Raw genomic sequence first — 12,252 nt, forward strand, 5'->3', positions numbered from 1 at the left:
ACTTGTATAATTATGTATCATAGAAAATATCCTTTTTTGTACAGATTATACCATAGATTCTAAACAGGTTCTTAGGTTTTAGCTCTGAATAATAAAGATAGTTAAATCACTAAATGGAGGAGCAGGTCAATTTTGTTCCTTGTATAGTAAATTGTTACCTATCTCTATTGAAGGTTGTATGGCAGGTAACAGTAGCAGTTGTAGCGAAATGCAGCAGAGACAAAGGCTCTTTGTCAAACGGGACTGATGAATGTATTTGGCAAGTAAAAAATGGTTCTTCCCGGAGTTAGTTGAAAAGTCTCATTCTCTCCAAAAGTAGAATCTTTGTCCGCAATGTGGAGAATTTGCATCGACCATACATGATTCTTTTAATAAGCTTTAACTTGTTTATGCTCCCTTCGGCAAGACCATTATTATTCTCATAAGTTACCGCATTTCTGACAGCTTCAATATCCCGGGCTAATCCATTCGTAAAGCTCTTAAACTCTTGTATATTAGTATTCTTAATTTTCTTAATGCAATGGTCGAGATTCTCAACACTCTTTGTGGTGAAGATGTTTTTAAACTCCCATGTTAAGTCATAACCTATTTTTACAATAGGGTGTTCTTCGTAATTATTGTTGGTATTATGACGTATGTACAGGCATATTATTTAACGTGGATGATTCCATAAGCGACAAAAGAAATAAACTTTGCATTTTTCAGATTATCGTGTATGATGGGAAAGTATTGAAAATTAAATCAGTGATAAACTAGGGGTGCCTAACGTATGCGTAGGCTGAGAGAGAAGCGCGTGATCTTCTTAACCCTTTGGACCTGATCTGGCTCGTACCAGCGTAGGGAAGTTAACGGCTTTACATAATGATGTCTTTTATGAGCCAGGTCCTTATTTTTTTATGGACCTGGCTCTTTTTATTTTGGCATGCGCTGGCCATATCTCGTCCTTGTCACGAACAGGGGAGGAAACAAAGGTTATGAAACAGTCTGTTTCAGCTGAGCAAATTGAATTGAAATCGAGTTTACCAGGGAGTAAGAAAGTATATGTGGATGGACCACGCGCAGGCATGAAAGTGCCGATGCGTGAGATTGAACAAAGCGAAACGAACGGCATCCCAAATCCTCCAGTCCGTGTGTATGATACGAGCGGTCCTTATACGGATCCGTCGTATAAAGTGGAGCTGGAAAAGGGAATTCCAACGCCGCGTCATTCTTGGATCATGGAGCGCGGGGATGTAGAGGCATATGAAGGGCGCGAGGTGAAACCAGAGGATGATGGTGTGAAAGTGGCTTCGAAACATACACCTGTTTTCCCGCAAATGGATCGCCAGCCGCTTAGAGCGAAGCAAGGTGCAAATGTTACGCAAATGCATTATGCGCGTAATGGCATTATTACGTCTGAGATGGAATACGTTGCAATTCGTGAAGGAGTAGAGCCGGAGTTTGTTCGTAAGGAAATTGCGGAAGGGCGTGCTATTTTACCAGCGAATATTAATCATCCAGAAGCTGAACCGATGATTATCGGGCGTAACTTCCATGTGAAGGTAAACGCGAATATCGGAAACTCTGCTGTATCTTCTTCTATTGCAGAAGAAGTAGAAAAGATGACGTGGGCTACTCGCTGGGGTGCAGATACGATTATGGATTTATCTACAGGTAAAAACATTCATACGACGCGTGAGTGGATTATTCGTAATGCGCCTGTACCAGTTGGAACTGTGCCGATTTATCAAGCGCTTGAAAAGGTAAATGGAATTGCAGAAGATTTAACGTGGGAAGTGTACCGTGATACGTTAATTGAGCAAGCGGAGCAAGGCGTGGATTACTTTACGATTCATGCTGGTGTATTACTTCGTTACATTCCAATTACTGCAAAGCGTACGACAGGTATCGTTTCGCGTGGTGGTTCGATTATGGCGCAGTGGTGTTTATTCCATCATAAAGAAAACTTCCTATATACTCATTTTGAAGAGATTTGTGAAATTATGAAGCAGTACGATGTTTCGTTCTCTCTTGGAGATGGATTACGTCCAGGATCGATTGCAGATGCAAATGACGAAGCACAATTCTCTGAGCTTGAAACACTTGGTGAATTAACGAAAATTGCTTGGAAACATGATGTGCAAGTTATGATCGAAGGACCTGGACACGTACCGATGCACTTAATTAAAGAGAATATGGAGAAAGAGCTTGATATTTGTCAGGGCGCGCCGTTTTATACACTTGGGCCACTAACGACAGATATTGCACCAGGTTATGACCATATTACATCGGCAATTGGAGCTGCAATGATTGGTTGGTTTGGAACGGCGATGCTTTGTTATGTAACGCCGAAAGAACATTTAGGTTTACCGAATAAAGATGATGTACGCACGGGTGTTATTACGTACAAAATTGCAGCGCATGCGGCTGATCTTGCAAAAGGACATAAAACGGCTCATCAGCGTGATGATGCACTTTCAAAAGCACGTTTCGAATTTTGTTGGCGCGATCAATTTAATTTATCTTTAGATCCTGAACGTGCGATGGAATATCACGATGAAACGTTGCCTGCAGAAGGGGCAAAGACAGCTCACTTCTGTTCAATGTGTGGACCGAAGTTTTGTAGTATGAGAATTTCACATGATATTCGTGAATATGCAAAAGAAAATGATTTAGAAACGACAGAAGCAATTGAAAAAGGAATGAAAGAGAAAGCAGAAGAATTTAAAGAAGCTGGTAGTCATTTATATCAATAACACGTTACACCTCTTTACTTGATTGATCACACTGTAGTACCTAACTTTATTATAGAAGGAAGCCCCATTTGCTAAGACGGTAGCAAATGGGGCTTCTGTTGTTTATCCCGCTATTTGTGGGCAGTAAGACCCCCGCCTCAAAATTCAGCGGAAGCAAAGAAGTTAGGTCAGGGTCGGGCTGCCCGTAAAAGCCCGATTGGTGAAGGCTAATAATCAGTGGGGGATGAACAAAACCCCCACTGATTAAAGTTTCACTTTATAAGGCGAAGAAGAGATGTACCCAGTAGAATAAGAGGAATAGTGTGACGACTGTTGTGAGCGGGATAACGATAAGGGATACACTTAAATAGTCTTTCCATTTTACTTTAATTTTGTTTTGTTTCAGAATATACATCCAAATGAGTGAAGCTAGTGTACCAATTGGTAGTAATAGTGAACCGATGTCACTACCAATGATGTTTGCAAGATAGATTGTTTTTAATGTGACTGGATCTAGTCCCATTTCTGTTAATGTAATTGTACCAATCATAAGGGCAGGATGGTTATTGAAGACGTTAGAGAGGATGGATACAAGTCCACCCATTGCAAAGCTAGCATAGAGTAGATGCTGATTCACAATTGGCTCGAGCCATTGTACAAGTGCAGCTGTTAATCCTGCGTTGTGGAGTCCGTAAATAATGACGTACATAGAGAAGGCGAAAATTAAAATGTGCCACGGTGTCTTTTTCAAAATGTCGACAGGATTTGTTCGTAAGTAGTACCATCTCCAAATGAGAAGAACGAGTGAACCAAGTACTGCAACGATTTCAATTGGGATGGATAAGAAGGATGCAACGAATAGAAGACAGCGCATAAGGAAGACGAAACCTAATACTTTTAACATGAATCTTGTCCGTTTTTGTTTCGTATCAACAGAATTATTTCCTTTTAGTGGATGGAAGTTTTTCGTGAAGAAAATTTCTTCAATATCATATGAAGAAACAGGTAATTTTTTCGGAAGTTTTTTCTTCAAAACTGTATACATGAGCCATGACATAAATAATAAGCCTAATGTTGCAGGTACAAACATCATAGCAGTATGCATATAAAGAGTCATATTAACGATATTTAATGCGATTAAATTTACGATATTACTTACACCAATTGGTGCACTAGATGCCGTAGCGATTAAAGCACCACTTAATAAATAAGGAATTTGCTGATGAGGTTTTAATTGAAGATTTTTTAGAAGAAGAATTAAAATTGGAGTTGTAATTAAAATACTACCGTCGTTATTGAATAAAAGAGTCATGAGAAAACATAATAATTGAATATACCAGTATAAGCGGCGTCCAGAACCCTTTGCTAGATTTGCTAGTTTCGCTGCGGACCAATGGAAAAAGCCGAAGCTTTCTAATATAACTGCCATGACGATGGTCGCTAATATTGTTATGGAAGCACCGCCAATTTTACTTATAATATCCATGACGTCTGGTTTTGATACAAGTCCAGTAATTATGATGATACCAGCTCCGATTGCTGCTGGCCACGCTTCATTTAAACCTCGAGGCCGCCAAAAGATAACGATCATCGTTAAGAAAAATACAATAATAGTAATCCATATTTCAATGCTCATATTTTGCCTACCTTTCTATTTTCCCTTGAATAGATGTAGCTTGTCTCAAGGTTATATTGGTAGTATATTCAGCAAAAAATAAGAAGAACTAGACGTATAACGAGATGAAGCGAATATGTGTTTTTCATGCTAAAGGACAAGTGTCATTAGTAGTGAAATAACTATTGTGATAGGAGTCTATAAATTGATTGGGTAGTAAGTTAGTAAGTGAGATTTATATCGGTGTAACTGAAAATATATCAGCGATTATTGAAATATATCGGCGTAACTCAAAATATATCAGCGATCATTGAAATATATCGGCGCAACTCAAAATATATCAGCGATCATTGAAATATATCGGCGCAACTGAAAATATATCAGCGATTTTTAAAATATATCGACTTATCGACAAAACATGACAAAAGGAGCCCATCCCAAAATGCCTTTTGGAACAGACCCCAAGACTATATTATTTTTCCTTCAAAAAAGTACGATCCTTCAAGAATAAATTCCAGAAGAAAATAAATCCTGGTAATAAAATTGCAATCCCAATTGCGTATAGAATGAGCAGTGCATAGAACGTTTCTGTCGTTGTAAAGCTTGTAAATACAGTTACGTCAGGATAAATAATATAAGGTAAATGCGCGACGCCGTAAGCGTAGCTTGCAAATGCATATTGAGCGACGACAGCTAAAACGGCAATACGGGGGTATCCTAGTGTATTGTACTTTTTGTTTGTCCACCAAAGGGACGAGTATCCGATAACGAATAAAACAATAGAAACTGTAAACCACGGGAATTGCTTTATTAATCCTTGCATAAGCCAATGTGTTTCAGGATCCATTACAACGAGGGCGATGATCGCCGTAACGAGCGTTGCAGGACCAAGGATGATGGCATTTCTTCTATAAATTCTATACGTATCTTCTGAACTTTGTTCTCTCGCAAAATCAGCAAGAAAGAGAGAGGATAGAAATAGTTCAGACGTTATTCCGAAGAGCATATAGCAATAGATAACCGGGCTAGAAAGAAGTTTTCCATACAAGAGTACTTCTTTTCCTTCAGACATTGTAATATAGGCTCCTTCTGTAACGGGTAAAACGGTAATTAATAGTGCTGGAATTAAGAGACCAGTAATACCTGAAATAACCCGAAGAAGGTACTGATATTTCGGCAAGGAGTAAGCAAACACCATAAATGTACTACGTACTGCAACGAGCACTAAAATTAACATAACTGGTACGAACATTACTGTCGCAAGGGTAAAGGCCGCTTTCGGAAAGAAGCCGAGAAATGCGACAACGACGAAGACGAGAAACGTATTTGTTACTTCCCAAGTTGGTGATAAGTACCGATTCGCAAGTTTGGCAGCGAGCGTTGGATGTTTTGCGTATACCATGCCCCAAAAACCAGCGCCAAAATCGATGGACCCTAGTATACTGTATACGAAAATAAGGGCCCATAAGATGATGATTGCAATACTTTCCTCATGCATGAGAATCGCCTCCTTGGTGTTGTAAATCATTCTTTAGTGGATGTCTTCTAAAGAATGTACGTAGAACAAAGACTGTTAAAATAGCGAGTCCAATATATAAAATGATGAACAAAATAAATAAAGGACCGACGAAATCAGCGCGTGTAGCTGCATCGACGGTACGTTGCATACCATAAATTGTCCATGGTTGACGACCGCTACAACTGAAAATCCAGCCGAATTCAATACCGAGCATCATAATTGGTCCGCATGCAGCAGCCCCCAAAAGTAGCCACTTCGGTAGTTCTGTTCCCTTTTTTCGGTAAACGAAGTACCAATATAAGAGCGCAATTGCTGCAACTGCAAAGGTAAACGCAGCAGTGCCGACCATTAAGTTGAATAGTGTATGTGTATAAAATGGTGGCCATGTTTCTTGTGGGAATTCCTTTAAACCTTTTACGACAGTGCTAGGGTCTAGTCCCACTAATAAGCTAAGCATGTTTGGGATTTCAAGTGCATAGTTTAGTTCAAGTGTATTAGGATCCACAACCCCGCCAATGGATAGCGGTGCGTGTGATGTCGTTTCAAATAAAGCTTCAGCAGATGCAAGTTTTTCAGGTGAGTGTTTATGTAAGGCAATCGCTGATTCATGTCCTGAAAGCCACATCGTAGCGCCTGTAATAAATGTAACGACAAGCCCTAATAGCAGCCCTTTTTTATGATAAGCAATTTCACGTGTATTTAAATTTTTCTTCAATAATTTAAATCCAGCGATAGAAGCAATGACAGCCGCACCAGTTGCATAAGCCGTAATAACAACATGGAATGCACTTGTGCCAAAACTTGGATTAAAGAAAGCTTTCCACGGATCAACGTTAAAAACAGATCCATCTGGATTCATTGAAAAGCCTGCTGGTGTATTCATCCATGTATTTGCTGATGTAATGAGTACGGCGGATGCCGTGGCACCAAGCATGACGAAAAATAGCGAGATTAATCTCATAAATGGAGGAAGTTTATCAGCTGCATATACGTAAATCGACATGAATAAAGCCTCCAAAAAGAAGGCGAAAATCTCAATTTGGAAGGGAACAGAAATAACTTGCCCAACAATTTTGGCAAAACCAGGCCAAAGAAGTGAGATTTGCACACCAACAATTGTTCCAGTTGGAATTGCTACACCGAGAAGAATAGCAAACGCCTTTGTCCATCTTTTCGCCATAATGGCATAGTCGGAGTCTTTCTTCCAGTGATAGAGTATTTCGCTTATAAAAATCATCAATGAAAGTCCGACGCCAAGTGTTGCAAAGATAATGTGGAATGCTAATGAAGAACCAAAAAATGCTCTTGCTAATGTTACCGTATCCATATGTAAACTCCTCTTCTTTTTTGCCATTATTTTCTGATTGAATTGGAAGATTTATTCAAAAAAACTACCAAAAATATATATGTATTTAAAAAGTGAATATGATAATATAATGTTGTAATATTTTGAATAGAAAGAAATAAATAGTTGGTCATGTTTTGTTTGTTTTTTGCTCAGGAATCTTTTATAATCTTTTATGCGAACATAAGTTCTGTTTTTTGGAATCAAGAAGTTTATGTGAAATGGAGAGGGTGTTTTATGTATCCTGAAGTCATTAAAAAGATGGCATTTTCAAAAGAGCATAGAGATTTATTATTGAAGCTATATAATAAAGAAATTACGCGTCGTGAATATGATCGACTTGTACAATCGCTATATAAACCTTCTAAAGAGGTTTGTGAGGGATAAAAATGCGGGAGACAATCTAATAGATTGTCTTTTTTAAATTTATGTATGTTCTGATAAAATTAAGGTTAGCCTTACTAGGGAGGTGAAAAGATTGCGGAAACGTTTATATATAGGGATTGGAGTTATCTTCTTAATCGCTTTAGGTGGAATTGTATTTTGGTCAGCTTTACAAGGAAACCGTACAGAAAATTTTATTTTAAGACATATGGTGAATGACAATGGAACACTTGCCACGTATCGTTTAGTAGATACTAAGGCAGGTACGGGTGAAGCTAAGGGACGTGAAGCATTATCAGAATCGGCGGGATTATGGTTACAGTATACACTTGATAAAGATGATCAGGCGTTATTTGATGAGCAAGTAAAGGTTATTCAAGATAATTTCATATATAAGAATCATATCGTTTTATGGAAACTCTCTGAAAAGGGAGAGAGGCAGTCAGCTACAAATGCACTTATAGATGATCTTCGTATTATAGAACAATTATATCGTGCTTATGAAATGTATAAGGAAGAGCGTTATAACAACCTTGCCGATCAATTAAGTGATGCTGTACTTCGTTATAATAAAAAAGATAATTATTATGTTGATTATTATGATGCAGATGCAGGGAAACAAAATAATTTTGTAACAACATCATACATAAATCCGCGTGCATTCTCCTATATGAAGAAGTACGGCAAAGTTTCTGCTCAGCAATATCAGGAAGTCGTTCAATTTTTAGCTGATTATCCAAGGCATGGCTGGGCATTCCCAAAAGAGTATAAAGAAGATGGTACATTTACGTACGATAAAGAAGTGAATCTTATTGACCAATCATACGTTGCATATCATCGGAGTTTAGGAGGTCTTTCATCAGCTGCTTATTTGGAATTTATAAAGAAGAAGTTCCAAAAGGATGGAAAGCTATACGGTCGTTACAATTTAGAAACGGGAAAACAAACTGTGAATTATGAATCGCCAGCCGCTTACGGACTAACGATTTTGTACGTACTACAAACAGGTGATACAAAGTTTGCGAAGGAATTGTATGATCATATGGCCACATTCCGAAATGACAATGTATTTAGTAGATATTACGGTGGATATGTAACAGGTGAAAATAATAATACGCATATTTTTGATAACGTACTACCACTTTTAGCTGAAATAGAATTAAAAAAGAGTGAACAATAAAAGGTGCCACCATATGAGGGTGGCACCTTTTATTTGTTCATATAATTTTACGTCCTAATATTAGAGAAGTAGTCAATAACGAATTCACGAAATTTCTGAGCAGTTTTCGATAAGTAACGTTTTTTTGACCAGCTTAACCCAATCGTTCGCTCACAATTCGGTTCAATAATACGTAACTTATTTAATGCTAAAGTAGAGTTTTTTAATAAAGTTAAACTTGGGACAAAGGCGATGCCGAGGCCTTGCTTAATCAGGTCGCTAATCACGGTTGGTTCATCTACTTCAAAAGCAATATGTGGAGTGAAGCCAGCTTCTTTACAAAATTCATCTGTTAAGTGCCGAAATCCGTAACCAGTGTTCATACTAATGAACGGTTCGTCTTTTACTTCTTGCAAATATACACTTTCACGTTCTGATAAACGGTGCCCTGAAGGGACGACTAAGAAAATTTCTTCTGTAATAAGTGGTTCCCAAATAATCTCTTCGCCTTCAATTGGCACAGAAGAAATGCAAAAGTCAATTTCTATATTATCTAGTTGTCGTTTCATAGAAGGAGTAGATGCGAGAAATTGTTGGAACCGAACGTTAGGATGTTCTAGTAAAAAAGAACCAATTAGTTCGGGTAATATTCTTGGAATAGAAACAGCCAACGTAATAGAGCTTTGTTGTAAGTCAGCTAAATCTTTAATTTCTCGTTCGCCTTCACTTAATTCATGAAAAATGCGCTCTACTCGTTTTAAAAATACTTTCCCGAAAGAGTTTAATGTAATTTGTCGACCTTGGCGGTCAAATAACGGAACGCCTAAGTCCTTTTCTAATCTAGCAATTGTTTTGCTGAGAGAAGGCTGTGCGATATGCAATTCTTCAGCTGCCTTTGTCATATGTTCTAGTCGTGCGACTGTCTGAAAGTATTTTAACTGGAGCAGTTCCATTTCGAATCTCCTTTCTATAGACCAAAAGGAATGAATTGATAATTAAAGATGTATTATACAGTATGGAAAGTGACGTGTATAGTAAATCTGTTAAACCATTCGAAGGGTGTTAAATTAGAAGAGGAGTATGTTTCATGAAGGGAATTAAACTTATATTTAAAGATTGGAAAGCGATGTGGCACCATAAACATGGACGTATCGCTTTAATTTTTTTGTTAATTGTTCCGTTAATTTATTCAGGATTCTTCTTGGCTGGATATTGGGATCCGTACGGAAGATTAGATAAATTACCTGTTGCAGTTGTGAATTTAGATAAGGGTGCTATGATGGATGAAAAAACAATTCATGCAGGAGACGATTTTGTTAAAAGTTTAAAAGAGAATAAGGAACTGGCTTTTCATTTCGTATCAGAAAAAAATGCAGATGAAGGGTTAAAAGAAGATAAATATTATATGGTTGTTACGATTCCAGAGAATTTCTCTAAAAAGGTAAGTACACTTATGGATGAGAAACCAGAGCCGGCAAAGTTGCAGTACAAAGTAAATCCAGGTAAAAACTTTGTAGCAGCTCAAATTGGAACGACAGCTGTTGAAAATATGAAAACAAAAATCTCAAATAGTATTACGAAATCTTATACAGAAGGTGTCTTTTCAAAGTTTCAAGATTTGGCACAAGGATTGAGTGATGCAAGTAATGGTGCTGAGAAGTTACATGAAGGAACGACCGATGCAAAAAATGGAGCGAATCAGCTTGCGGATGGTATTAATCGTTTAAGTAATGGGACATCGAAATTGAAAGAAGGAAGTGACAAGCTTGCATCCAGTCAATCTGCTTTAACCGGGGGAGCAAATGAGCTGAGTCAAGGAGCGACATCACTTCATAGTGGTATGGAGTTATTAGCACAAGGTGAAAAAACGTTACAATCAGGAGTTAGTGAATTAAGTGCCGGTACAAATGAATGGGTGAGCGGAAGTGAGAAGCTTGCTGAAGGGCAAGTAAAAGCGGATGGTGCAGCTAATAGTATAAAACAACAATTAGAAGAGTACGTGAAAAATCATCCAGAAGTGCAGCAAGATCCCGCCTTTCAAAAAATCGTTGCTACGTCTAATGGACTAGCTAAAGCAACAAGTACTTTAAATAATAGCCAACAACAATTGACACAAGGTGCGAAGAAGCTTACTGACGGTCAACATAAGATTGAAGAAGGCATAAATACATTCGGAGTTAAGTTAAATGAAGCTACTGCTGGAACGCAAAAGATAGCAGATGGTGCATCGAATTTGGCTGATGGATTTACGAAGTGGGGAAATGGATTTACGTCATTGCAAGAAGGTGTAAACCAGCTTGCGAGTGGTGGAACGGAGCTGAATAACGGTGCTGGTAAATTAACAAATGGACTTGTTAAACTTGATGATGGTGCGAAAGAACTTTCTACGAAATTGGGAGAGGGCGCAGAGAAGATAGCGGATGTTCGTAATGATGATGCACGTAATACGATGTTCTCAGAGCCAGTTCAGTTAGTGAAGTCAACAGTTTCTGACGTTCCTAACTACGGTTCAGGCATTGCGCCATATTTCTTATCACTTGCATTTTATGTTGGCGGAATTATGGCATCGAATATTTTACCTCTTGGCCGCAGACAAAATATGAAGGTAAGCGGAACGGTACATTTTATTAATAAACTAGGATTGGTATATTTAATTGGACTTATTCAAGCGCTACTCGTAGATGTAGTTGTGCTAGGTGTTATGAAATTAGCAGTTGCCAGTGTGCCACTCTTTGTTTTATCAAGTATTGTGATTTCCTTTACGTTCATGACATTTATTCTTATGTTAGTAACAGTATTTGGTCTTGTTGGAAAGTTCTTAGCAGTAACGCTTCTTGTCTTGCAATTAGCGACGAGCGGAGGTACTTTCCCAGGAGAATTAAATATAGCTGTTCTTAGTAAAATTGGACAGTTTCTCCCAATGTCTCATTCTCTTAGAGGATTACAAGATGTTATCTCTTTAGGAGATTGGTCGCAATTAAAAATGCAAATTTTAATATTGTTATGTTATCTCGTTGTTGCCGGTGGAATTGCTTGGATCACGAGCCATATACAGCATAGAGAAACGAATGCAGAACAAGTTTCTTAAAATGAAAGAAGCTATCCGATTTTTTCGGATAGCTTCTTTTTTATTTACGTTCCATTACTGCAAAGTAATTATTTTCATTATCAGCAAAGTTGAATGCTCTACCAGTAGGTAAATCTACAACCTGTCCAACTGTGACATTTTTCTCAGAAAGATCTTTATATAGACGGTCTAAGTCATTTGAGAAGAACATAAGTGAAGGTGTATTAAGGTTTAGTTCAGGTTGCATCTTCGCGATTAACGCTTTATCGTGAAGGACGATGCTTGTTCCTGCTTCTTTCGCCGGTGCAATTTCAATCCAGCGGAATCCGTTTCCGTTATTCTCTTCCGCAATGATTTGGAACCCTACTTTTTCTGTCCAAAATTGTACTGTTTCGTCTTGGTTATTTACATATAGCATAATTTGTCCAACTTGATTAATCATAGGTGTC

Annotated in this window: 10 protein-coding genes, 1 pseudogene and 1 riboswitch; of the genes and pseudogenes, 5 read left to right on the plus strand and 6 right to left on the minus strand. The window is 38.0% G+C overall.

All coding sequences use genetic code 11. The annotated features are described in order from the left end of the window. Window positions 1–286: 286 nt before the first annotated feature. A complete protein-coding gene (locus ACQRBL_RS25800; protein WP_411996235.1) occupies window positions 287–598 on the minus strand; it encodes a transposase in 312 nt (103 codons plus the stop codon). Between the two features lie 3 nt (window positions 599–601). On the opposite strand from ACQRBL_RS25800, the pseudogene ACQRBL_RS25805 reads away from it, so the two are divergent. Beyond that, a pseudogene (locus ACQRBL_RS25805) lies at window positions 602–673 on the plus strand (L-lactate permease); the annotation flags it as partial. 71 nt (window positions 674–744) lie between these two features. After that, window positions 745–860: riboswitch (TPP riboswitch) on the plus strand. Window positions 861–974: 114 nt separating this feature from the next. Next, window positions 975–2,735: a phosphomethylpyrimidine synthase ThiC gene (thiC, locus tag ACQRBL_RS25810; protein WP_411996219.1), complete on the plus strand. Its 1,761-nt coding sequence runs from the start codon at window positions 975–977 to the stop codon at window positions 2,733–2,735. Window positions 2,736–2,991: 256 nt separating this feature from the next. Here the strand turns inward: thiC and ACQRBL_RS25815 are convergent, their stop codons facing one another. The 3 genes from ACQRBL_RS25815 to cydA form a co-directional block, all read right to left on the minus strand. Further along, window positions 2,992–4,350, minus strand: a complete 1,359-nt coding sequence (locus tag ACQRBL_RS25815) for an arsenic transporter (RefSeq protein WP_000021123.1) — start codon at window positions 4,348–4,350, stop codon at window positions 2,992–2,994. Between the two features lie 451 nt (window positions 4,351–4,801). After that, window positions 4,802–5,827 carry a cytochrome d ubiquinol oxidase subunit II gene (locus ACQRBL_RS25820; protein ID WP_000544183.1) on the minus strand — a complete coding sequence of 342 codons (1,026 nt, stop codon included), beginning with the start codon at window positions 5,825–5,827 and terminating at the stop codon, window positions 4,802–4,804. Further along, window positions 5,820–7,175: a cytochrome ubiquinol oxidase subunit I gene (gene cydA, locus ACQRBL_RS25825; RefSeq protein WP_097920042.1), complete on the minus strand. Its 1,356-nt coding sequence runs from the start codon at window positions 7,173–7,175 to the stop codon at window positions 5,820–5,822. The genes ACQRBL_RS25820 and cydA overlap by 8 nt, the downstream gene beginning before the upstream one ends. Before the next feature lie 255 nt (window positions 7,176–7,430). On the opposite strand from cydA, the gene ACQRBL_RS25830 reads away from it, so the two are divergent. Further along, window positions 7,431–7,580, plus strand: a complete 150-nt coding sequence (locus ACQRBL_RS25830; protein WP_000283179.1) for a hypothetical protein — start codon at window positions 7,431–7,433, stop codon at window positions 7,578–7,580. A gap of 91 nt (window positions 7,581–7,671) precedes the next feature. Further along, the gene (locus ACQRBL_RS25835) at window positions 7,672–8,757 is read left to right on the plus strand and encodes a transcriptional regulator (protein WP_411996220.1); all 1,086 of its coding nucleotides are present in this window, start codon (window positions 7,672–7,674) and stop codon (window positions 8,755–8,757) included. A 47-nt stretch (window positions 8,758–8,804) separates the two neighbouring features. Here ACQRBL_RS25835 and ACQRBL_RS25840 read toward each other — a convergent pair whose 3' ends face one another. Then, window positions 8,805–9,689, minus strand: coding sequence for a LysR family transcriptional regulator (locus tag ACQRBL_RS25840; protein ID WP_023523507.1), 885 nt, complete (start codon window positions 9,687–9,689; stop codon window positions 8,805–8,807). Window positions 9,690–9,823: 134 nt separating this feature from the next. Here ACQRBL_RS25840 and ACQRBL_RS25845 point away from each other — a divergent pair, with 134 nt between their 5' ends. Next, window positions 9,824–11,824 carry a YhgE/Pip family protein gene (locus ACQRBL_RS25845; RefSeq protein WP_411996221.1) on the plus strand — a complete coding sequence of 667 codons (2,001 nt, stop codon included), beginning with the start codon at window positions 9,824–9,826 and terminating at the stop codon, window positions 11,822–11,824. A 40-nt stretch (window positions 11,825–11,864) separates the two neighbouring features. Here ACQRBL_RS25845 and ACQRBL_RS25850 read toward each other — a convergent pair whose 3' ends face one another. Then, window positions 11,865–12,245 (minus strand): VOC family protein, encoded by a 381-nt coding sequence (locus ACQRBL_RS25850; RefSeq protein WP_000610162.1) that lies wholly within the window; start codon window positions 12,243–12,245, stop codon window positions 11,865–11,867. Window positions 12,246–12,252 lie beyond the last annotated feature (7 nt).

The organism is Bacillus sp. AF62 (assembly GCF_050312695.1).
Classification (GTDB): Bacteria; Bacillota; Bacilli; order Bacillales; family Bacillaceae_G; genus Bacillus_A; species Bacillus_A cereus.

Coding starts and splice junctions, on each gene's coding strand:
- thiC (WP_411996219.1), top strand. CDS start 975: ATGAAACAGTCTGTTTCAGCTGAGCAAATTGAATTGAAATCGAGTTTA.
- ACQRBL_RS25815 (WP_000021123.1), bottom strand. CDS start 4,350: ATGAGCATTGAAATATGGATTACTATTATTGTATTTTTCTTAACGATG.
- ACQRBL_RS25820 (WP_000544183.1), bottom strand. CDS start 5,827: ATGCATGAGGAAAGTATTGCAATCATCATCTTATGGGCCCTTATTTTC.
- cydA (WP_097920042.1), bottom strand. CDS start 7,175: ATGGATACGGTAACATTAGCAAGAGCATTTTTTGGTTCTTCATTAGCA.
- ACQRBL_RS25830 (WP_000283179.1), top strand. CDS start 7,431: ATGTATCCTGAAGTCATTAAAAAGATGGCATTTTCAAAAGAGCATAGA.
- ACQRBL_RS25840 (WP_023523507.1), bottom strand. CDS start 9,689: ATGGAACTGCTCCAGTTAAAATACTTTCAGACAGTCGCACGACTAGAA.
- ACQRBL_RS25845 (WP_411996221.1), top strand. CDS start 9,824: ATGAAGGGAATTAAACTTATATTTAAAGATTGGAAAGCGATGTGGCAC.
- ACQRBL_RS25850 (WP_000610162.1), bottom strand. CDS start 12,245: ATGATTAATCAAGTTGGACAAATTATGCTATATGTAAATAACCAAGAC.